This is a genomic window from Lysinibacillus sp. FSL H8-0500 (assembly GCF_038051955.1).
Taxonomy (GTDB): domain Bacteria; phylum Bacillota; class Bacilli; order Bacillales_A; family Planococcaceae; genus Lysinibacillus; species Lysinibacillus macroides.
On record NZ_CP150292.1, the window covers coordinates 4,289,884 to 4,309,794 of the forward strand.

The window sequence follows — 19,911 nt, forward strand, 5'->3', positions numbered from 1 at the left end:
ACTAAATAAAGGGGGAATTTAAAACGATTTTAACAACCTTTAAAAAAAGCTATAAAAAAATCATCTTAATTTTTCGCTTTCCATAAGTTCGAAGAATGAAGGCGCTTTTCTGAACTGCTTTGTTTGAACAGCCCTAATGATCATTAACAAAATTTCTTGCTCCAAATCCAATCTATTTTGAAAACTGGTTTGATATAAAACGGATTTGATTTTCGGTTGCAACATATCTAAAATCTCTTGTTGGAATGCCGCATTTCTTAATTCATTCATTGGCATTACATCACCTCAAATTTTTTATATTCTTGCCTAATTTTTTGAAGAGCTTGATTTTTAGCTTTGTTGACGGCTTGTTTTGAAATACCTAATTTTTTTGAAACTTCTTCTTCCGTTAGATTTTCTATAAAAAGAGAATGCAATATATGTTTCTTTTTTGGGCTTAATTTCGAAACAATATTATACAACTGCTTGTCCTCAAAAATTACTTCCAAATGAGCGAAGTCAGTTGAATGTTCATCATCATGAATACTTTCATCCGGAATTAAATCAATAAATTTATTCTCTCCATTATTAAGGTCGTTATCTAAAATTAATTGATTAATTTTATTATTATGACGAATTTGTTTGTCATATCTTTGAGATTCGAAATACAAAACACGAGAAAAATAACTAAGTAATTGAATTTTTCGAACATGGATTTTGAATAGTTTTTCGATAGTTTCTCTCGTATGTGTGGCAGGATTCTCTAAATAACTTTTATAAAGTTTGCTTACTTTTTCATCTTCTAAGAAAGATTTTAATAGATGATTTTGAATCAAAAAATCAACTCCTATACAAAAAATAGAAACATATATTCTATTTTAGGGCAAAAAAAAGAGAATTCACATCCATAATTATGTTCATTTTACAAAATTAATATCAGAAAAATAGAAAAAATATCATTTATTATTGTAACAATTAATTACATATTTTTATTTCCTTGGCTTTCTTTTTGTAATAGTAATTGAACTGCATTCGTGTTATTATTCACAGCTTCTGCAAGCAATCCCAGTGATTTATCGAACTTCCAAAAAATCAGTAAAAAAGCGACAATCGGAAATCCTGTATTGCTAATTAAACCAATTAAGAATTCATATTCCCCCAATCGAATCCCTCCTTTCTTTAATAAAGAGAAATTTGGATTCAATTTAACAACCACTTTCCAAAAAAATATTTCATACATTTTAGGTTTACATAATATTAGAAAAAGGTAGTAACGACAAGAGTTTATCCGTTGTCATTACTGCCCTTTTGATTCAATAACCATTTATTGTGTATAAAGGATTTTATACATCGTTGTTGTAACAACTTTTTTAGGGTTAAGTGACTAGTATAAAACCTTGCATAAAACTATCCTCAAAAGATAAGAAATTTATCTATTTTCTTTTGGATAATTAACCTTTAAAGTTGTTATTTTTCTATAAATCTCCCTTTATTAAAGAAAATCAGAATCGAGGTGTTAAGATGCAGGAAACAATTCAAGCGATTTCAACAGTAGGTTTTCCGATTGTAGCGTTTCTACTTATTTTTTGGAAATTTGATAAATCACTTGGTTTATTAGCAGAAGCAGTAAATAACAATACAAGTGCTGTTCAGTTATTACTACAAAAAGAAAATAAAGAAAAATGAGGAAAAAAATTATTTTTTTGCTAAAATAGAACATAAGTTCCTGTTATAGCAGGGGGATTTTGGATGCAAAATCGTTTATTGGAAACATTTTTATAAGATAAGAAAATAAGGAAACTTTATTGCAGTTACTTAGAAAATTCGACATCTGAGAAAAAAGAACTTATCGAAAAACACTTCAAAATTCATATAAAAAAATTCAAATACTTAGTTATTTTTCTAAAATCCTCCGTTTCGAATCACAGAGATTTGATAAGAAAATCAGAAAAATTTCTAATAAGAATCTATTGATCTTGGATAAAGAATTTAATGATAGTAATAAAAGCCCTCTTAATTTGATTAGAGACAACAGAAATGACAACTATTTTGAGAATGTTATGTCTATCAATTCTAAGCAAATAGAATTTCTCTTGGAAAATAAAGCACTTTATAAGATTGTTTCTAATTTGAGCTTAAAACAGAAAGAAATTTTATATTTAATTTACGTTAAAGATTTAACTGAAGATACAGTGGCTATACAGCTGGGTGTTACGAAACAAGCTATTAATAAAAATAAGAATGAAGCATTGAAGAAAATCCATCAGGAGTACATTTTAGAAGGTGATGTTATTGAGTGATGTTCAAAGATTCGAAGAAGAAGTAATTGAAATGTTGAAACCTAAAATTAAATCTGTTTTGAGGCAAACTGATGCGCAAAATCAAGAGGACTTAGAGCAAGAACTCATTCTAATGGTGCTAACAACGATTAAAGAAAAAGATTTTCAGCAGTTACCATCCTTTTTTGAACTAATGGAAAAAGAGAAAAAATTATATTAAATACTAAAGTTCAAAGAAAGGGTTGTTTTTTTTATGACTTACTCCCCTTTATTATGTAAGCAGTCAATCAAATAACGGTGCACAGTTAGAAGAGAGATTAGCTCAATATAAATAATGGAGGTTATGACAATATGAGTACAGTAGAATACGCAAAACTTCTCACTTCTTACATTCCGGGGAAAATTTATGGTCTTAGGGCTGTCGTTACAATTCCCAGTAAGACGTGGATCGCTTACAAGGTAAAAAATCGAGGAAATGGATTTCTCGACGCTTATCTCTCACTAGATCGTAGCAAAAATAATAATGTATTCCACTACGAATGTGGTCTTTCTCAAGCTGTCGGTCATGCAGATTTTTGGGGAGAGTTAGGCTCATCTGGAGACGGATTATGGCATTGGATGTATGCAGCACCAAATCAACAATCGGGTGCGGCTCCAACATATGATTTGACGCCAGGTTCAGATGTACCAATTGAATTATCTATTAATGCTAACGGCGGGTTGGATTTCATTGTAAATTATAGTGTGAAGAAAACATTTACTGATGGTTCTTTAACTGCTAGTGATGGTATTACTAACGCTCGTGTTGTAATTGGAGCATGTGATCAAAATTATAATTCGGTCAGTAATATCCCAGGTGATCCCCTTACCGCATGGGGGACATTTACTAACCAAATTGTAATGAAGAATATTGCATATCAGACCACACGAGGAGGCGCTTGGACACTATTTAATCCAACGGGTAAAGTAAATGAAGTTTTCTGGCCAACAGGTTATACTCATCAAACCACGCCACAACGATTTACTTATGTGACCTCAAACGGTAATCTGACTGCTTCATTAAAGAAAGTTGGTATTAATGCTTAAGTAGATAGGCAGGGTTTATTCCCTGCCTATTTTAAATTTAGATCAACCACTTTATCTGTTATTGGGAAGTTTCTGTATGATATCAGAATATATATTCATCCTTGTTTTAATAGTTACCCGTTCCTTTTTATCATCTAGGTAAGCCGTTGTAGCCATCCCATCAATGTTTTGAAAAAAGATTACATTACCGTGTTTATAAGGTTCCATGACTGGATCTCTATCTAAGCTCATTTCAGATGAAACATTCCCTGCTGCTAGAGATGGCCCTCTTTCTGCCCGATATAACTGTCCAATGGCAATTGCTTTACCGTCTTTGATTTGCACGAATGTAAACATGCCATCCTCTAAATAGTACGTGTCTGCTCGACCAATAGGAAAGGAATAACAGTGTGCACGATAACCATCTGATATATCAAGTGTTTTGAAATCCACATTGATTGGTAATGCGATAGCAGCTTTACGTGCTGCTTGAAGATCATCCTGATATAGTAATTTCGAATCAAACGAATAGTCCTTTGAGTTAACAAAAACAAATCTGCGAATAGATTCAAATTGAACATTGTACCCCAAAGATTCAGAGACAAAGCGTATAGGAACAAGAATACGGCCATTGCTATTTTGAGCAGGTATATCCATTTGTATAGCTTCCCCATTTTTGTAGGCCGTTTTGCTATTTGCACTTATTTTTAAATAATCTCCCTCTTCATTTTTAACTGTGGCCACTCTAGTCGCAGGGTTAAAACTATAGGAGAGACCAAGCGATGCAAGCGCTCGGATAGGGACAAATAGACGATTATTATCCATCAGAGGATAAATATCCATCTTTATAAATTTACCATTAGCAACAACTTCTATTGGTCTAGCATTCTCTTCTGATAGCGGTTCTGCGCTTGCATATGAATAATTGAATAACCCTAAACTTAACGCCAGTATTAATCCAGATATAAATTTCTTCATTTTGTATCTCCCCTATCTTTTATTCATGTACAAATAAGGTAATAAGTAGAAAGCTCACTGTAATTATAACATTTAACAACAGACTTTTCATTTAAATGTATACAAGATTTATACAACGAACCTATAATTTGTTATTTAAATGCTCTCGGCTTACTTTAATAATGTCGTTGTATGTAAGATCATAAATTAATTTTTCTAGTACTTTATGTACTTCCACACCAAGATAAATTCCTTGGGTTGCTAGTACTGCTTCTAATTGCTGCAGGCGATTTTCTTTGAGTTGCTGATCTCCTTTTCGATTACCGTTTTAGCTTCTATTAGACCTTTATTAACTCCTATTAGTTTACTATTCACTTCAGGAGTTTTTTTAGATGCTGCTGCTTTTAACTGTACCAACACTTCATTAAATATCATATCCGTATCGGGATATTTGGCGTCATGTTGCCATTCATGCTGTGATTTATTATAAAAATATCCTAATGAATTAAATATTTCTCGTATAGTTATATCACGTATATTTAAAAGTTTTTTAAGCTCTTTTAATGTTTTTTTACTGGTGTATTTTGCAAGAGAAAAGTGCAGAGAATTGCAACGAAAAATGCAGAGTGTTACCACCCAGTATTTCCCTTATTTTCTCAACAATGCATTGGTTAAACGGAAGCTCTGGCCCGTGTACGAAATAATATGGGCGTGGTGAATCAAACGATCCACCAGAGCTACCGTTAAACGTGAATCCGAGAAAATTCGGTTCCACTGACTTAATAATATGGTACCTGTGGATAGGACACTTGAAAAAGAGTGTGCGATTCATAGGTATTTTTTATAGACTGGACTTTCAAAAGAAAAAGGATGGGGAAGAAACAACTAGGAGTAAACGATTATTTTCATCAAAACAAATGGAACAACTCCAAAAGAATCCAAATGTGCTAAAGGTAAGTGAACGTACCATTACTTATGCAGATGCATTTAAGAGTCAATTTATTGATGAATATGTAGCAGGGAAAACACCAAGACAAATTTTTGAAGAATATGGCTTTGAGGTAGAGATGCTTGGCATGAAGCGTATTGAACAAACATCCTCTCGTTGAACTATTAGAGGGCCAAGTGGAGATGCTAAAAGATGGTTCCTGTCCAATACAGAAACCACCTCTTAGCAGCTTAATCCCTTTTTTTAGTTTGTCCTTGACTTGGGTACCACTTTAGAGTGCCCGGTCCTTTTTAGTTTATCGGATATCCGCAAGTCTGTACTCAATGTCTCGTGTACGCCTTTGTAGTATTCCGGATACATTTGTCCTCCACATGCTTCCCATGAAAACGTTGGTGGTACACTTGTATCCCCCCTATCCATTTCATCAAATTCTCGCACAATCTTGTGTGGAATATTTTCATAAGCATCACAAAGCAAGCACACATACTTGATGGGTGCCTTTTGTTTGAATGGAGTCGATTTCTTTTTCTTCTTGCGTGGTTTGCTGACTGGAGAAATAATGAATCATCCTTTCTAAATATGCTTTTGTAGGTTTACATAAAGCAACCTTTATGGTCAGTGTACCATTTTCTTTACAGACTTCCCCCTTATATTCATAATACGTTTCGCAATGTGGACAAATCAGCGGATCACTTTTACCACTTGCAATAATTCGTTCTCTCCACGTCTTACGACGTAGCGTTTTCTTCACAGATAGAATCCAGTTTCCTGCCATGCTGCTAATACGTTTTTACATAGATTTTTAATACGTCGACTATACATACCATAATGGCGAATTGTTTTAAATTGCTCATCTGGAATATGTCGAATTAATCGAGCAATAAATTCTTCTACTGTGACACTTTCGATTTTTTCTACGCCATCTGTTTTATCGACATATTTAAATGTCACAAATTGACCATCCTATGCCTCGATCCGATTGAGCCCAATCGCAGGTCGACGAATATAACGACCAATGTAGCGTAATTGTTCTTTTACGTTTCCCTTCTGTTTTGGGGCATGCACATAGAAGCCTTTTCCATTTTTCGAAAAAGCCTTTTGTAATTTAGGTTGAATTCGTTTCTTTTCCTGTTTCGTCACACCTCGTCGAATCAATTTCAATACGATTGTTTGCCATTGTTTTCTTAACATCTCAAACGGTAAAAAGTCATATCCTTTCCATTCTCCTTTTTTCGTTATCCCTCCCATTGTCACAAGCATATGTATAGGAGGATTAAAATTCACTGTTGACCCAAATGTGTGTAATCCTACAATTATTCCTGGTGTAACCTTCGCTTTCTTTTGGAAAAATTCAATTACTAACCGGGCACCTTCATCCATAAAATCTTTCAATAAATGACGATGAAGTAGAAAAACATCTCGTAGCTCCTCATCAATTGTAAAAATCACATGACGATGATTGACTTGAAGTACGTCCTCCGCTAATAGACGGCTCCATTCTTCACTTTCTCCTACAGATCAAGTTGTACAAAATCGACCTTTACAACGGTAAGGTACACGTCGCATATCATGGCAACCTTCACAAACAAATAATTTGAATCCATTTTCAGGATTGCTACACCCTCTAAATTTCTTCACTTCCTTTATCACAATTGGTCGTACCCTTGTTCCGAATTTCGCTTTAAATCGATCCCAGTTTTGATGTTTATCGAAGAAGATTCGTTTTAGTATATTTTGTCCCATAAATTCAAAATACCACAATCTGGGGACTGTGGTTGTGGAAAATTTTATACTTTCTTATCTTTTAAAAAAATTCCTTATGATTATATAAATCATAGGAATATCTTACTTAATATGGCGGTCCCGACCGGGATCGAACCGGCGATCTCCTGCGTGACAGGCAGGCATGTTAACCGCTACACCACGGGACCTCTTAAAGACATTCATAAATATACCATAGAAAAGGAAGAGAAGCAATAAGATTTTTTAAAAAAATAATTTTATCAATTTTTTATGTGAGCTGCACTAAGTAAGTTAGCTAATCTTTAAATAAATGATTTTCATTTGAATAATTTGTACAGTTGTACTAAAATAAATACATGAGTAAAAAAAATAAATCAGTTAACCAAAAGGAAATGTCGTTCATTGAAAAAGCCCGTAGAACTCAAATTGTAGAATGTGCGATTGAAACCATTGCAGAAGTAGGTTATGCCCAAGCCTCTTTAGGACAAATTGCAAAGCGTGCAAAGATCAGTAAGGGGGTCATTTCTTATCACTTTGCAAATAAAGGAGAATTATTAGAGCAAGTAATTTACGATTACTATACAGCGTGTCAAGCCTATATTGCTCCACTAATAGAAAGTCAACAATCAGCTAAAGAGATGCTTAGCGTATACATTGAATCCAATCTTCGATTCATAAATGACAATCAACGACATATGTTCGCTGTTATAGAAATTGTTTCTAATGAAAGAACCACTGATGGTAAACTTCGGTTTGCAGCAGACCATGATGATACCATTTTTCTTCCAATTGAGAATATACTCAAATTAGGGATGCAAGAAGGGGTTTTCCGAGAGTTCACCAAACTGTCAGCAAGAGTGATGGCGTTAACAATACGAAATGCTATTGACGGGTTCACCATTGAATTAATGAGAAGTCCACAGTTAAACGTGCGGGAGTATACTAGAGAGCTAATTACAATCTTTGATAAATCAACTAAAAGGTAATGTGTCATAACTTAGGAGGATAACAATGTTTTACTATGAGGTAATTTGTTCTAGCTGTAAAAATAAATTCAGAGTATATGAGGGCTCACTAAGATATAGACTGTTAAAGGAAGGAAGCAATAAGATTTTTCGTTGTGAAGATTGCAATCATAAAATACGTATGGATGCAATTAAAAATTTCTTTAGGGATAGATTATAAAATATTAAGGAAAATATCAAAGAGGGGCTGGACTTTTAACCAAAAATGAATAAAAAGTAAGAGGCAGAAATATTGTTTTAACAAAGTTTCTGCCTTTTCAATTTCATATGATTTTATTCTAAAAGGGATTTATGGAATAATTCCCTTATTTTATTAATAAAAGTTCAATAAGAGACATTTTAAATAAAGATCATAAAAAAACAGCCAGCTAAATGCTGACTGCTTTTTCCTTGCCTAGCGATGTCCTACTCTCACAGGGGGAAGCCCCCAACTACCATCGGCGCGAAAGAGCTTAACTTCCGTGTTCGGGATGGGAACGGGTGTGACCTCTTTGCCATTATCACTAGACTTGCACATGGATGTGCTGGCTTCTGCGTTGCAACACGGATGTTGCGTTCTTAGCAGAAGTTCCTTTTTTAAAGCTTCAAAATACATCGTATCTTAAAACTTTTTTGAAAGTGTTATTCTTTCAAAACTGGATAAACGGTGCATTGAATGATTCAAACGTTTTGGTTAAGTCCTCGATCGATTAGTATTCGTCAGCTCCATGTGTCGCCACACTTCCACCTCGAACCTATCTACCTCATCGTCTTTGAGGGATCTTACTTACTTGCGTAATGGGAAATCTCATCTTGAGGGGGGCTTCATGCTTAGATGCTTTCAGCACTTATCCCGTCCACACATAGCTACCCAGCGATGCCTTTGGCAAGACAACTGGTACACCAGCGGTGTGTCCATCCCGGTCCTCTCGTACTAAGGACAGCTCCTCTCAAATTTCCTACGCCCACGACGGATAGGGACCGAACTGTCTCACGACGTTCTGAACCCAGCTCGCGTACCGCTTTAATGGGCGAACAGCCCAACCCTTGGGACCGACTACAGCCCCAGGATGCGATGAGCCGACATCGAGGTGCCAAACCTCCCCGTCGATGTGGACTCTTGGGGGAGATAAGCCTGTTATCCCCGGGGTAGCTTTTATCCGTTGAGCGATGGCCCTTCCATGCGGAACCACCGGATCACTAAGCCCGTCTTTCGACCCTGCTCGACTTGTAGGTCTCGCAGTCAAGCTCCCTTGTGCCTTTACACTCTACGAATGATTTCCAACCATTCTGAGGGAACCTTTGGGCGCCTCCGTTACCTTTTAGGAGGCGACCGCCCCAGTCAAACTGTCCGCCTGACACTGTCTCCTGCCCCGCTTAGGGGCATGGGTTAGAATTTCAATACAACCAGGGTAGTATCCCACCGACGCCTCCTTCGAAGCTGGCGCTCCGAGATCTCTGGCTCCTACCTATCCTGTACAAGTTGTACCAAAATTCAATATCAGGCTACAGTAAAGCTCCACGGGGTCTTTCCGTCCTGTCGCGGGTAACCTGCATCTTCACAGGTACTATAATTTCACCGAGTCTCTCGTTGAGACAGTGCCCAGATCGTTACGCCTTTCGTGCGGGTCGGAACTTACCCGACAAGGAATTTCGCTACCTTAGGACCGTTATAGTTACGGCCGCCGTTTACTGGGGCTTCAATTCGCAGCTTCGCTTGCGCTAACCACTCCTCTTAACCTTCCAGCACCGGGCAGGCGTCAGCCCCTATACGTCACCTTACGGTTTTGCAGAGACCTGTGTTTTTGCTAAACAGTCGCCTGGGCCTATTCACTGCGGCTCTCTCGGGCTTTCACCCTATCAGAGCACCCCTTCTCCCGAAGTTACGGGGTCATTTTGCCGAGTTCCTTAACGAGAGTTCTCTCGCACACCTTAGGATTCTCTCCTCGACTACCTGTGTCGGTTTGCGGTACGGGCACCTCTCACCTCGATAGAGGCTTTTCTTGGCAGTGTGAAATCAGGAACTTCGTCCATACGGACTCGCCATCACAGCTTGGCGTTACAGTGTGCGGATTTGCCTACACACACGCCTATCTGCTTGGACGCGCATATCCAACAGCGCGCTTACCCTATCCTCCTGCGTCCCCCCATTTCTCAAACGGTGAGGAGGTGGTACAGGAATATCAACCTGTTGTCCATCGCCTACGCCTATCGGCCTCGGCTTAGGTCCCGACTAACCCTGAGCGGACGAGCCTTCCTCAGGAAACCTTAGTCATACGGTGGACGGGATTCTCACCCGTCTTTCGCTACTCATACCGGCATTCTCACTTCTAAGCGCTCCACCAGTCCTTCCGGTCTGACTTCAACGCCCTTAGAACGCTCTCCTACCACTGACATCGTAGATGTCAATCCACAGCTTCGGTGAATCGTTTAGCCCCGATACATTTTCGGCGCAGCGTCACTCGACCAGTGAGCTATTACGCACTCTTTAAATGATGGCTGCTTCTAAGCCAACATCCTGGTTGTCTGTGCAACGCCACATCCTTTTCCACTTAACGATTACTTGGGGACCTTAGCTGGTGGTCTGGGCTGTTTCCCTTTTGACTACGGATCTTATCACTCGCAGTCTGACTCCCGTGTATAAATATCTGGCATTCGGAGTTTGTCTGAATTCGGTAAACCGGGATGGCCCCCTCGTCCAAACAGTGCTCTACCTCCAGTATTCTCATCACGAGGCTAGCCCTAAAGCTATTTCGGAGAGAACCAGCTATCTCCAGGTTCGATTGGAATTTCTCCGCTACCCACACCTCATCCCCGCACTTTTCAACGTGCGTGGGTTCGGGCCTCCAGTAAGTGTTACCTTACCTTCACCCTGGACATGGGTAGATCACCTGGTTTCGGGTCTACGACCACGTACTATTTCGCCCTATTCAGACTCGCTTTCGCTGCGGCTCCGCCTTCTACAGCTTAACCTTGCACGTAATCGTAACTCGCCGGTTCATTCTACAAAAGGCACGCTATCACCCATTAACGGGCTCTAACTACTTGTAGGCACACGGTTTCAGGATCTCTTTCACTCCCCTTCCGGGGTGCTTTTCACCTTTCCCTCACGGTACTGGTTCACTATCGGTCACTAGGTAGTATTTAGCCTTGGGAGATGGTCCTCCCGGATTCCGACGGAATTTCACGTGTTCCGCCGTACTCAGGATCCACTCTGGAGAGAACGAACTTTCGACTACAGGGCTGTTACCTGCTCTGGCGGACCTTTCCAAGTCGCTTCATCTAACTCGCTCTTTTGTAACTCCGTATAGAGTGTCCTACAACCCCAAGAGGCAAGCCTCTTGGTTTGGGCTCTTCCCGTTTCGCTCGCCGCTACTCAGGGAATCGATTTTTCTTTCTCTTCCTCCAGGTACTTAGATGTTTCAGTTCCCTGGGTCTGCCTTCAAGACGCTATGAATTCACGTCAAGATCCTACGCGATTAAACGTAGTGGGTTCCCCCATTCGGAAATCTCCGGATCAAAGCTCACTTACAGCTCCCCGAAGCATATCGGTGTTAGTGCCGTCCTTCATCGGCTCCTAGTGCCAAGGCATTCGCCGTGCGCCCTTAATAACTTAACCAAGTTACTAAGCCTAAAAAAACTTAAAAAATAAATGTGTTTGTTGCTGTCGCTGCGCTTTCGCACAAAAACAGCTTGTTACAATTTCAATGTCGTTTTATCCAGTTTTCAAAGAACAAAGCTACTGCCTGCTTCTACTTCTTCGCAGCTTTGCGACGAAAGTGTAGCGACAGGAGCACATATATGAAGTGTTTCATTCAGAAAGAATGAACCTTCAAAACTGAACGCAAAACGTAATCATTGTTTCATCCTCGATGAAACCTTCCGTAAATATCCTTAGAAAGGAGGTGATCCAGCCGCACCTTCCGATACGGCTACCTTGTTACGACTTCACCCCAATCATCTATCCCACCTTCGGCGGCTGGCTCCAAAAGGTTACCTCACCGACTTCGGGTGTTACAAACTCTCGTGGTGTGACGGGCGGTGTGTACAAGGCCCGGGAACGTATTCACCGCGGCATGCTGATCCGCGATTACTAGCGATTCCGGCTTCATGTAGGCGAGTTGCAGCCTACAATCCGAACTGAGAACGACTTTATCGGATTAGCTCCCTCTCGCGAGTTGGCAACCGTTTGTATCGTCCATTGTAGCACGTGTGTAGCCCAGGTCATAAGGGGCATGATGATTTGACGTCATCCCCACCTTCCTCCGGTTTGTCACCGGCAGTCACCTTAGAGTGCCCAACTAAATGATGGCAACTAAGATCAAGGGTTGCGCTCGTTGCGGGACTTAACCCAACATCTCACGACACGAGCTGACGACAACCATGCACCACCTGTCACCGTTGCCCCCGAAGGGGAAACTATATCTCTACAGTGGTCAACGGGATGTCAAGACCTGGTAAGGTTCTTCGCGTTGCTTCGAATTAAACCACATGCTCCACCGCTTGTGCGGGCCCCCGTCAATTCCTTTGAGTTTCAGTCTTGCGACCGTACTCCCCAGGCGGAGTGCTTAATGCGTTAGCTGCAGCACTAAGGGGCGGAAACCCCCTAACACTTAGCACTCATCGTTTACGGCGTGGACTACCAGGGTATCTAATCCTGTTTGCTCCCCACGCTTTCGCGCCTCAGCGTCAGTTACAGACCAGAAAGTCGCCTTCGCCACTGGTGTTCCTCCAAATCTCTACGCATTTCACCGCTACACTTGGAATTCCACTTTCCTCTTCTGCACTCAAGTCCCCCAGTTTCCAATGACCCTCCACGGTTGAGCCGTGGGCTTTCACATCAGACTTAAAGGACCGCCTGCGCGCGCTTTACGCCCAATAATTCCGGACAACGCTTGCCACCTACGTATTACCGCGGCTGCTGGCACGTAGTTAGCCGTGGCTTTCTAATAAGGTACCGTCAAGGTACAGCCAGTTACTACTGTACTTGTTCTTCCCTTACAACAGAGTTTTACGATCCGAAAACCTTCTTCACTCACGCGGCGTTGCTCCATCAGGCTTTCGCCCATTGTGGAAGATTCCCTACTGCTGCCTCCCGTAGGAGTCTGGGCCGTGTCTCAGTCCCAGTGTGGCCGATCACCCTCTCAGGTCGGCTACGCATCGTCGCCTTGGTGAGCCATTACCTCACCAACTAGCTAATGCGCCGCGGGCCCATCCTATAGCGACAGCCGAAACCGTCTTTTAGTCTTTTACCATGAAGCATAAGAGATGATTCGGTATTAGCCCCGGTTTCCCGGAGTTATCCCAAACTATAGGGTAGGTTGCCCACGTGTTACTCACCCGTCCGCCGCTAACGTCGAAGGAGCAAGCTCCTTCTCTGTTCGCTCGACTTGCATGTATTAGGCACGCCGCCAGCGTTCGTCCTGAGCCAGGATCAAACTCTCCATAAAAAGAAATTTGACTTGCTCAAATTGTTTTGCTGGCATCAATTTTGATGTCCAAAATTTTTGTTTTGTTCACTAGCTGGAGCTAGCTACTTAAAACTTGATTGATTACGTTTTGCTTGTTCAGTTTTCAAGGTTCATGACGTTATCCGCTCAGACAACTATTTTATTCTATCATGCAACCAATCGGTTGTCAACGTTTTTTTGGAGCGGGTGATGAGAATCGAACTCACGACATCAGCTTGGAAGGCTGAGGTTTTACCATTAAACTACACCCGCATATAAATTTTTAAAAAATGGCGCGCCCGGCAGGAGTCGAACCCACAACCTTCTGATCCGTAGTCAGACGCTCTATCCAATTGAGCTACGGGCGCTTATGAAATTAATTGACTTGGTGCGGCCGAGAGGACTTGAACCTCCACGGGGTTGCCCCCACTAGGCCCTCAACCTAGCGCGTCTGCCGTTCCGCCACGACCGCATTCGATTAGTAACTTTCTCATTATACTACGATAATTCAAAAAGTCAACTCTTTTTCTTAAAGAGATGAGCCATGAAGGACTCGAACCTTCGACCCTCTGATTAAAAGTCAGATGCTCTACCAACTGAGCTAATGGCTCGAATTAAGAAATGAATGGCTGGGGTACTAGGATTCGAACCTAGGCATGACGGAATCAAAATCCGTTGCCTTACCGCTTGGCTATACCCCAATAAGTGGCGGTCCCGACCGGGATCGAACCGGCGATCTCCTGCGTGACAGGCAGGCATGTTAACCGCTACACCACGGGACCTTTATTATACTATTCATTAAAATTATGATGAAATGACCCCTACGGGATTCGAACCCGTGTTACCGCCGTGAAAGGGCGGTGTCTTAACCACTTGACCAAGGGGCCATGGCTCCGAAGGCAGGACTCGAACCTGCGACAACCTGATTAACAGTCAGGTGCTACTACCAACTGAGCTACTTCGGAATAATTTATATTATGTTGTCGTCATCTTATCGACTTTTACTATTATAAGGACAACACAATCAAACGTCAACCTTTTTTACATTTTTTTTATTCTAACTGTTTTAATCTACCTAAACACTTACTACAGCAGTATTTTTCAATATTCATTTTTATCTTTCTTCTATATAGTTGTTGGCAATTGACGCAAATATATGTGTAGGAGCGACGTGATTGTTGTGTTGTAGCTTTGGGCGATTGTAAAGCCGAGCAAAAACGAGGCGCATTTACCTTTTTTAATAACTCTTTAAAATCTTTATCTCGATGTTTGTAACCCTTCCCTTCAATATGTAGATGATAATGGCATAGTTCATGTAGAACAATTCCTTTAACTTCTGCAAGGCCATATTGCTCGTAAGACTTTGGATTAATTTCGATATTATGTGATTGTAACAGGTAGCGTCCACCTGTTGAACGTAGTCTGTCGTTAAAATAAGCTTGGTGGGCAAATGGTTTATGAAAGCTTTCCACAGATAATTGACAAACAAGTTGCTGTAGTTCCTCATTGTTCACAGTAATCACCTCTAACAACAAGAATACCACACTGCACAGTATAGACAGTGTGGTAAAAATTTATTACTCAATCTAAGGTTTGATTTTTAGGTGGAAGCATTGTTAAAGAAATACGTCCTTTATTAATATCTATTTGCTCTACCCAAACAGTTACGATATCGCCTAAAGCAACAACTTCCAATGGATGCTTAATGCGTCTATTTTGTAATTTAGAAATATGCACTAGTCCATCTTGCTTCACACCAATATCAACAAATGCCCCGAAGTCTACAACGTTTCTCACCGTTCCCTGCAATTCCATACCAACTTTCAAATCTTCCATTTTTAATACGTCCGTTTTAAGCAATGGCTGTGGGAAGGCATCACGTGGGTCACGACTTGGCTTCATTAATGTTTCCACAATATCTTGAATCGTTACAACGCCGATTTCAAGTACATCACTTAGCTTTTGAATCTCTAAAGCTGCAATAGCTTCTTCCGCCTTAGATGTGCCAAGTTCTTTTTTATCAATTTGTGCCTCTGCTAATATTTGTTCAGCTATCTTGTAGCTCTCTGGATGAATACCAGTAGCGTCAAATGGATTTTTAGCCTCTGGAACGCGTAAAAATCCAATCGCTTGCTCATAGGTTTTAGCACCAAGCCTTGGAATTTTCTTTAATTGTGCACGTGTAGTAAATTGACCATGTTCTTCTCGTACCTTAACTATATTTTCCGCAACTGTTTTGGATAAGCCCGAAACATATTGTAAAAGTGACGAAGAAGCTGTATTTACATCTACGCCTACCTGGTTAACTGCTGTTTCTACAATAAATGTTAATGATTCATTTAATTTTTTCTGAGAAACATCATGTTGATACTGACCTACACCAACTGCTTTTGGCTCAATTTTCACCAACTCTGATAAAGGGTCCTGCAAGCGGCGTGCAATCGAAACGGCACTTCGTTGCTCTACCTGTAAGTCAGGAAATTCTGCACGTGCAATATCAGATGCTGAGTACACCGATGCACCTGCTTCATTGACAATAACATAAGCTACATCTGTAGCCAGCTCATTTAATAAATCTGCAATAAATTGCTCCGTTTCACGAGAGGCTGTACCATTACCAATAGCAATAATACTGATTGGGTATTTTGCCAAAATTCCTTTTACAGTTGCTTTCGATTTTGCCACATCTGGTTTAGGAGGATGTGGGTAAATAGCTGTCACTTCTAGCATTTTCCCTGTTTCATCTACAACGGCTAATTTACAGCCTGTACGGTAAGCTGGATCAACACCTAATACATATTTCCCTTTCATAGGTGGCTGTAATAAAAGATTACGTAAATTTTCAGAGAAAATATGAATTGCCTGTGCCTCTGCTTTTTCAGTAAGCTCGTTTCGTAGCTCTCTTTCGATAGATGGTTGAATTAAACGCTTGTATGAATCCTCTATTGCTAGCTTTACTTCCGCAATAGCAGGGGAAGAACCAGTCGCGGGTATCCATTCCTTCCACATAATCATTAATACTCGGTCTATTGGCACATGAATCGAAACTTTTAAAACTTCTTCTTTTTCTCCTCGATTTATCGCTAAAATACGATGAGGAACAATGCGGTTGACGGGCTCTTCATACTCGTAATACATTTCAAAAACATTTTTTTCATCTATCTCGGCATTTTTTACATTCGTTACGAGCATACCATCTTTCCATGAATACGCACGAATTTTCTCACGTATAGTGGCATCGTCGGCAAAGCGCTCTGCTAAAATATCTCGTGCTCCTGCTAATGCATCCTCGAGATTAACCACCTTGTCATGGTCTACAAAATCTGCTGCTAGTTGCTCTAATGAATCATTGCTATATGCTACTAATAAGTCTGCAAGCGGTTCTAAGCCTCTTTCTTTAGCGATTGTTGCCTTTGTGCGTCGCTTTTGCTTGTAGGGTCTATATAAATCCTCCACACGCTGTAAAACCGTCGCTGCAAGAATAGCTTGTTCCAATTCAGGTGTAAGCTTATCTTGCTCTTGAATTAATCGTATAACCTCTTCCTTGCGTTGCTCGAGCTGCTGTATGTAATGATAACGATCTTCTACAGCCTTAATTTGCACTTCATCGAGAGAGCCTGTCACTTCTTTTCGATAACGTGCAATAAATGGTACCGTATTTCCTTCTTCTAATAACTTAATAACAGCATCGGCTTGCCCTGGCTTGATTGCAACATCCTTGGCAATAAGCTGTAATACTTGTTTATGTTCCACATTATCCCTACCTTTTTCTTTTCATTTTACTAAACATACAAAAAAATAGTCTACTCAAGCGACTATGAGTAGACTATTTTATTTATTTAACATAAAACTTTTAAAGTGAAACACCACCGCTTGCTAGAATGGCCTCTTGCAATTTCTTAATGGCTTTCCTTTGGATGCGTGATACATGCATTTGGGAAATGCCTAATCGTTCTCCAGCTTCTTTTTGACTAAGCTGCTCTAAATATGTAAGCTGAATAACCTGTTTTTCCCTCTCATTCAACAAGACCATCGCATCGGAAACAAGCATTCGTTTATTGGTCATTTCATAGCCATCATCTTCTCTACCCAAAATATCGAATAATGTGACTGTACTACCGTCTGAATCGGATTCTATGGAATGATCCATTGAAAGGGCCTGATAGCTACGCCCCATTTCCATTGCCTCTAATACTTCTTCCTCTTCTACCTCTAAGCGTTTAGCAATTTCCTGAATAGATGGAGAACGCTGCAACTCAATGGTCAGCGCTTCCACTGTTAATTTGATTCTTGGCCCTAACTCTTTTATGCGTCTAGGTACATGAACATCCCATGTTTTATCACGTAAAAAGCGCTTTATTTCTCCAACGATAGTTGGTACAGCAAATGCTTCAAAACTACGCCCGACATTTGGATCAAAACGTCTAATTGCACCTAATAAGCCCAGCATTCCTACCTGAACAATATCATCATAATATGATTTACCATTCGAATATTTACGTGCTATTGACTCAACTAAATATCGATAATGAATCACTAAGTTGGTTTGTGCTTCATCATCCTCGTTTGATTGGTATAATGCAATCCACTTTAATACATCTTCCTTGGATGAAGATTTACGTAGTGATTCTTTCGACATTTTTTTCCACCTGCTCCCTAGAGACATACTTTGTCATGAAAACAGTTACGCCACCATCGTTATTAATCATCACCTCATCCATTAAAGTCTCCATTAAATAAAGCCCTAAACCACCTTCTCTTAGCCCTACAATACTTTCCTCCGGGTGATACGGTCCAATTTTAGACTTAACCTCTTCAAAGTTAAAGCTATTGCCGTAATCTGCAATCATCATTTCTATTTTATTGTCATACAACGCACACCCGATAACAATTTCGCCTTCTTCATCTTCTTTATAAGCATGGTGTACAACATTGGTTACCGCCTCACTTGCTGCAATTTTTAAGTCTTCAATATCATCATAATGAAAGCCAACTCTACTAGCTAAGCCAGATACAGTTAGACGAATGACACTGACAAATTGCGGTTTAGCAGGAACCCTAATTTCGATATAATCAAATTCCTTCATTAGCGTAATTCCACCTTTTTATCAGTTTCGATATTCATCAAATCACTTAAACCTGTAATTTCAAACAATCTTTGCAATCTATTGGATAAACCAACAAGCTTTACTTTGCCCTTTTCACGAACTACTCTTTTATAAAAGGCAACAAAAATACCAAGCCCTGTACTGTCCATATAATTGACCTTTGATAAATCCAATTCGATTTCTAATCCCTCAGTGATCTTTACAGCTTCTAATTCTTCACGTAATCCTGAAGCTGTAAATGTATCAATTTCCCCCTCCACAAAGCCATATAATTTATGATCAATTTCTTTAAAATGTATTGTTACGTCCATACAGCACACCTCCACCATATTTATTCGACCGTTTCCTGTTCCCTCTTCATTTAAAACATAAACCTATTTTTTTAAAATCACTACAGTAAAATCATCTGATAAGTTAAAGCCATGTATTTTTTCTATTTCTTGATACAGAAGCTGGCACAATTGTTGAGCTGATAAATGCTTGTTATCTCTGAGTAATGATGTGATAATTTTTCTTGAATTTAAGTTATCGTTACCTCTAAATTCTGTCACTCCATCAGTCATCATCGTGATAATATCATTGTCCTCCAAAACAACTTCCTGATAAGTGTACTTTGTGTTAGGCAATACACCTAGTAATAACCCTTTTGCCTCTAAAGCAACAAATTGATCCTGTTTGGCGTTATAGTGTAAAGCTGGCTCGTGACCTGCTGATGCATAGGAAAATATATTTCTCTGCGTATCTAAACAACCATAAAACATGGAAACAAACATACTGTCATCGACACCTTTTTCAATAACCCGGTTAATAACCTCTAAAACATAGGAAGGTTCTTTATAAGCATATTCCAATGTTTCAAGACCATACTTCACCATCGACATACATAAAGCAGCAGGAACACCCTTTCCCACAACATCTGTTACAGCCACACTTAAATAGTCATCCCGATGATGAAAAAAATGCACATAATCACCGTTCATTTTGCGAGCTGGTACGGATAGCATTCCTATATCAACAGTCGATAATTGTGGTATATGTGTTTTTAGCAAAGCCTTTTGAATACTTGTCGCAATTTTCATTTCCGTCTCATATTCAGCCTGTCTTTGCAGTAAGCTTTGATGCTCTCTATGTGCCATGCCATAGTGTACCATTACTTCAATAAGAAAATCATACGTTGGCTGTGCTTCATCCATTCTATCAGGAAATATATCTGCAACAGCGTTTTTATGAATGCTAATAACATCCTCTGGTGATATGTTTTTTTGAATTAACTGACGTGTGAAATTTTGAGCAATATATAAATTTTTTTCAGTTTGATTAACGATATAATCTGCTAATATCTTTTTATACTGAGCCTCTAATTGTTTCATTTTCTCA

General features: G+C 39.7%; 20 protein-coding genes, 9 tRNA genes, 3 rRNA genes and 2 pseudogenes. 7 read left to right on the forward strand and 27 right to left on the reverse strand.

The window, feature by feature from the left end; all coding sequences use genetic code 11:
• Nucleotides 1–60: 60 nt before the first annotated feature.
• The 3 genes from MHB44_RS20545 to MHB44_RS20555 all read right to left on the reverse strand — a co-directional run bounded on the left by MHB44_RS20545 (nt 61) and on the right by MHB44_RS20555 (nt 1,141).
• Nucleotides 61–276 (reverse strand): hypothetical protein, encoded by a 216-nt coding sequence (locus MHB44_RS20545; protein WP_341300662.1) that lies wholly within the window; start codon nt 274–276, stop codon nt 61–63.
• Nucleotides 276–815 (reverse strand): sigma factor-like helix-turn-helix DNA-binding protein, encoded by a 540-nt coding sequence (locus MHB44_RS20550; protein ID WP_341300663.1) that lies wholly within the window; start codon nt 813–815, stop codon nt 276–278. The genes MHB44_RS20545 and MHB44_RS20550 overlap by 1 nt, the downstream gene beginning before the upstream one ends.
• A 143-nt stretch (nt 816–958) precedes the next feature.
• Nucleotides 959–1,141, reverse strand: a complete 183-nt coding sequence (locus tag MHB44_RS20555; protein WP_341300664.1) for a hypothetical protein — start codon at nt 1,139–1,141, stop codon at nt 959–961.
• 359 nt (nt 1,142–1,500) lie between these two features.
• On the opposite strand from MHB44_RS20555, the gene MHB44_RS20560 reads away from it, so the two are divergent.
• The 4 genes from MHB44_RS20560 (at nt 1,501) to MHB44_RS20575 (ending at nt 3,344) form a co-directional block, all read left to right on the forward strand.
• Nucleotides 1,501–1,665, forward strand: coding sequence for a hypothetical protein (locus MHB44_RS20560; RefSeq protein ID WP_341300665.1), 165 nt, complete (start codon nt 1,501–1,503; stop codon nt 1,663–1,665).
• 290 nt (nt 1,666–1,955) lie between these two features.
• Nucleotides 1,956–2,279: a sigma factor-like helix-turn-helix DNA-binding protein gene (locus MHB44_RS20565; RefSeq protein WP_341300666.1), complete on the forward strand. Its 324-nt coding sequence runs from the start codon at nt 1,956–1,958 to the stop codon at nt 2,277–2,279.
• The gene (locus MHB44_RS20570) at nt 2,272–2,478 is read left to right on the forward strand and encodes a hypothetical protein (RefSeq protein ID WP_341300667.1); all 207 of its coding nucleotides are present in this window, start codon (nt 2,272–2,274) and stop codon (nt 2,476–2,478) included. Before MHB44_RS20565 ends, MHB44_RS20570 begins: the two co-directional genes overlap by 8 nt.
• A gap of 131 nt (nt 2,479–2,609) precedes the next feature.
• The gene (locus tag MHB44_RS20575) at nt 2,610–3,344 is read left to right on the forward strand and encodes a hypothetical protein (RefSeq protein ID WP_341300668.1); all 735 of its coding nucleotides are present in this window, start codon (nt 2,610–2,612) and stop codon (nt 3,342–3,344) included.
• 51 nt (nt 3,345–3,395) lie between these two features.
• On the opposite strand, the gene MHB44_RS20580 is transcribed toward MHB44_RS20575, so the two are convergent.
• From MHB44_RS20580 to MHB44_RS20590, 3 genes and pseudogenes are all read right to left on the reverse strand, one after another.
• The gene (locus MHB44_RS20580; protein WP_341300669.1) at nt 3,396–4,301 is read right to left on the reverse strand and encodes a copper amine oxidase N-terminal domain-containing protein; all 906 of its coding nucleotides are present in this window, start codon (nt 4,299–4,301) and stop codon (nt 3,396–3,398) included.
• Nucleotides 4,302–4,553: 252 nt separating this feature from the next.
• Nucleotides 4,554–4,916 (reverse strand): hypothetical protein, encoded by a 363-nt coding sequence (locus tag MHB44_RS20585; protein WP_341300670.1) that lies wholly within the window; start codon nt 4,914–4,916, stop codon nt 4,554–4,556.
• 12 nt (nt 4,917–4,928) lie between these two features.
• Nucleotides 4,929–5,057 (reverse strand): annotated as a pseudogene (locus MHB44_RS20590) (ATP-binding protein); the annotation flags it as partial.
• 32 nt (nt 5,058–5,089) lie between these two features.
• On the opposite strand from MHB44_RS20590, the gene MHB44_RS20595 reads away from it, so the two are divergent.
• Nucleotides 5,090–5,389, forward strand: coding sequence for an HTH domain-containing protein (locus MHB44_RS20595; protein WP_341300671.1), 300 nt, complete (start codon nt 5,090–5,092; stop codon nt 5,387–5,389).
• 306 nt (nt 5,390–5,695) lie between these two features.
• Here the strand turns inward: MHB44_RS20595 and MHB44_RS20600 are convergent, their stop codons facing one another.
• The 4 genes and pseudogenes from MHB44_RS20600 to MHB44_RS20615 form a co-directional block, all read right to left on the reverse strand.
• Complete coding sequence (locus MHB44_RS20600; protein WP_341300672.1) at nt 5,696–5,980, reverse strand: hypothetical protein; 285 nt, start codon at nt 5,978–5,980, stop codon at nt 5,696–5,698.
• Nucleotides 5,977–6,609 (reverse strand): annotated as a pseudogene (locus MHB44_RS20605) (transposase). The gene MHB44_RS20600 and the pseudogene MHB44_RS20605 overlap by 4 nt, the downstream one beginning before the upstream one ends.
• A gap of 138 nt (nt 6,610–6,747) precedes the next feature.
• Entirely contained in the window at nt 6,748–6,972 is a 225-nt protein-coding gene (locus tag MHB44_RS20610) for a transposase zinc-binding domain-containing protein (RefSeq protein WP_341300673.1), read from the reverse strand.
• 112 nt (nt 6,973–7,084) lie between these two features.
• Nucleotides 7,085–7,160 (reverse strand) — tRNA-Asp (locus tag MHB44_RS20615).
• Nucleotides 7,161–7,328: 168 nt separating this feature from the next.
• Between MHB44_RS20615 and MHB44_RS20620 the strand changes: the two genes are divergently transcribed.
• Together MHB44_RS20620 and MHB44_RS20625 are read left to right on the forward strand one after the other, a co-directional pair.
• Nucleotides 7,329–7,958 carry a TetR/AcrR family transcriptional regulator gene (locus tag MHB44_RS20620; protein WP_341300674.1) on the forward strand — a complete coding sequence of 210 codons (630 nt, stop codon included), beginning with the start codon at nt 7,329–7,331 and terminating at the stop codon, nt 7,956–7,958.
• A 25-nt stretch (nt 7,959–7,983) separates the two neighbouring features.
• Nucleotides 7,984–8,157 carry a DUF2197 domain-containing protein gene (locus tag MHB44_RS20625; RefSeq protein WP_341300675.1) on the forward strand — a complete coding sequence of 58 codons (174 nt, stop codon included), beginning with the start codon at nt 7,984–7,986 and terminating at the stop codon, nt 8,155–8,157.
• Nucleotides 8,158–8,389: 232 nt separating this feature from the next.
• On the opposite strand, the gene rrf is transcribed toward MHB44_RS20625, so the two are convergent.
• The 17 genes from rrf to MHB44_RS20710 all read right to left on the reverse strand — a co-directional run bounded on the left by rrf (nt 8,390) and on the right by MHB44_RS20710 (nt 19,904).
• Nucleotides 8,390–8,505: ribosomal RNA gene (gene rrf, locus MHB44_RS20630) — 5S ribosomal RNA — on the reverse strand.
• Nucleotides 8,506–8,666: 161 nt separating this feature from the next.
• Nucleotides 8,667–11,595: ribosomal RNA gene (locus MHB44_RS20635) — 23S ribosomal RNA — on the reverse strand.
• Between the two features lie 279 nt (nt 11,596–11,874).
• Nucleotides 11,875–13,426 (reverse strand): 16S ribosomal RNA (locus MHB44_RS20640).
• The 16S, 23S and 5S rRNA genes sit together here with 8 tRNA genes alongside, the layout of an rRNA operon.
• Nucleotides 13,427–13,625: 199 nt before the next feature.
• Nucleotides 13,626–13,699: transfer RNA gene (locus MHB44_RS20645), tRNA-Gly, on the reverse strand.
• An 18-nt stretch (nt 13,700–13,717) separates the two neighbouring features.
• Nucleotides 13,718–13,794, reverse strand: a tRNA-Arg gene (locus MHB44_RS20650).
• Between the two features lie 18 nt (nt 13,795–13,812).
• Nucleotides 13,813–13,898, reverse strand: a tRNA-Leu gene (locus MHB44_RS20655).
• A gap of 66 nt (nt 13,899–13,964) precedes the next feature.
• Nucleotides 13,965–14,037 (reverse strand) — tRNA-Lys (locus MHB44_RS20660).
• 15 nt (nt 14,038–14,052) lie between these two features.
• Nucleotides 14,053–14,127, reverse strand: a tRNA-Gln gene (locus tag MHB44_RS20665).
• Between the two features lie 5 nt (nt 14,128–14,132).
• Nucleotides 14,133–14,208: transfer RNA gene (locus MHB44_RS20670), tRNA-Asp, on the reverse strand.
• A 33-nt stretch (nt 14,209–14,241) separates the two neighbouring features.
• Nucleotides 14,242–14,313 (reverse strand) — tRNA-Glu (locus tag MHB44_RS20675).
• Between the two features lies 1 nt (nt 14,314).
• A tRNA-Asn gene (locus tag MHB44_RS20680) sits at nt 14,315–14,391 on the reverse strand.
• A gap of 87 nt (nt 14,392–14,478) precedes the next feature.
• Nucleotides 14,479–14,940, reverse strand: a complete 462-nt coding sequence (locus tag MHB44_RS20685) for a SprT family protein (RefSeq protein WP_341300676.1) — start codon at nt 14,938–14,940, stop codon at nt 14,479–14,481.
• Between the two features lie 67 nt (nt 14,941–15,007).
• Nucleotides 15,008–17,179, reverse strand: a complete 2,172-nt coding sequence (locus MHB44_RS20690; protein ID WP_341300677.1) for a Tex family protein — start codon at nt 17,177–17,179, stop codon at nt 15,008–15,010.
• Nucleotides 17,180–17,279: 100 nt separating this feature from the next.
• Entirely contained in the window at nt 17,280–18,065 is a 786-nt protein-coding gene (sigB, locus tag MHB44_RS20695; protein WP_341300678.1) for an RNA polymerase sigma factor SigB, read from the reverse strand.
• Nucleotides 18,043–18,513, reverse strand: coding sequence for an anti-sigma B factor RsbW (gene rsbW, locus MHB44_RS20700; protein WP_341300679.1), 471 nt, complete (start codon nt 18,511–18,513; stop codon nt 18,043–18,045). Before rsbW ends, sigB begins: the two co-directional genes overlap by 23 nt.
• The gene (locus MHB44_RS20705; RefSeq protein ID WP_341300680.1) at nt 18,513–18,845 is read right to left on the reverse strand and encodes an STAS domain-containing protein; all 333 of its coding nucleotides are present in this window, start codon (nt 18,843–18,845) and stop codon (nt 18,513–18,515) included. Before MHB44_RS20705 ends, rsbW begins: the two co-directional genes overlap by 1 nt.
• Nucleotides 18,846–18,908: 63 nt before the next feature.
• Nucleotides 18,909–19,904, reverse strand: a complete 996-nt coding sequence (locus MHB44_RS20710) for a PP2C family protein-serine/threonine phosphatase (RefSeq protein WP_341300681.1) — start codon at nt 19,902–19,904, stop codon at nt 18,909–18,911.
• Nucleotides 19,905–19,911 lie beyond the last annotated feature (7 nt).

What these genes read in the sequence shown, in the direction of transcription:
- MHB44_RS20580 (WP_341300669.1), bottom strand. Translation starts at nt 4,301, where the DNA reads ATGAAGAAATTTATATCTGGATTAATACTGGCGTTAAGTTTAGGGTTA.
- MHB44_RS20560 (WP_341300665.1), top strand. Translation starts at nt 1,501, where the DNA reads ATGCAGGAAACAATTCAAGCGATTTCAACAGTAGGTTTTCCGATTGTA.
- MHB44_RS20575 (WP_341300668.1), top strand. Translation starts at nt 2,610, where the DNA reads ATGAGTACAGTAGAATACGCAAAACTTCTCACTTCTTACATTCCGGGG.
- MHB44_RS20705 (WP_341300680.1), bottom strand. Translation starts at nt 18,845, where the DNA reads ATGGACGTAACAATACATTTTAAAGAAATTGATCATAAATTATATGGC.
- MHB44_RS20710 (WP_341300681.1), bottom strand. Translation starts at nt 19,904, where the DNA reads ATGAAACAATTAGAGGCTCAGTATAAAAAGATATTAGCAGATTATATC.
- MHB44_RS20620 (WP_341300674.1), top strand. Translation starts at nt 7,329, where the DNA reads ATGAGTAAAAAAAATAAATCAGTTAACCAAAAGGAAATGTCGTTCATT.
- MHB44_RS20545 (WP_341300662.1), bottom strand. Translation starts at nt 276, where the DNA reads ATGCCAATGAATGAATTAAGAAATGCGGCATTCCAACAAGAGATTTTA.
- sigB (WP_341300678.1), bottom strand. Translation starts at nt 18,065, where the DNA reads ATGTCGAAAGAATCACTACGTAAATCTTCATCCAAGGAAGATGTATTA.
- MHB44_RS20625 (WP_341300675.1), top strand. Translation starts at nt 7,984, where the DNA reads ATGTTTTACTATGAGGTAATTTGTTCTAGCTGTAAAAATAAATTCAGA.
- MHB44_RS20610 (WP_341300673.1), bottom strand. Translation starts at nt 6,972, where the DNA reads ATGGGACAAAATATACTAAAACGAATCTTCTTCGATAAACATCAAAAC.
- rsbW (WP_341300679.1), bottom strand. Translation starts at nt 18,513, where the DNA reads ATGAAGGAATTTGATTATATCGAAATTAGGGTTCCTGCTAAACCGCAA.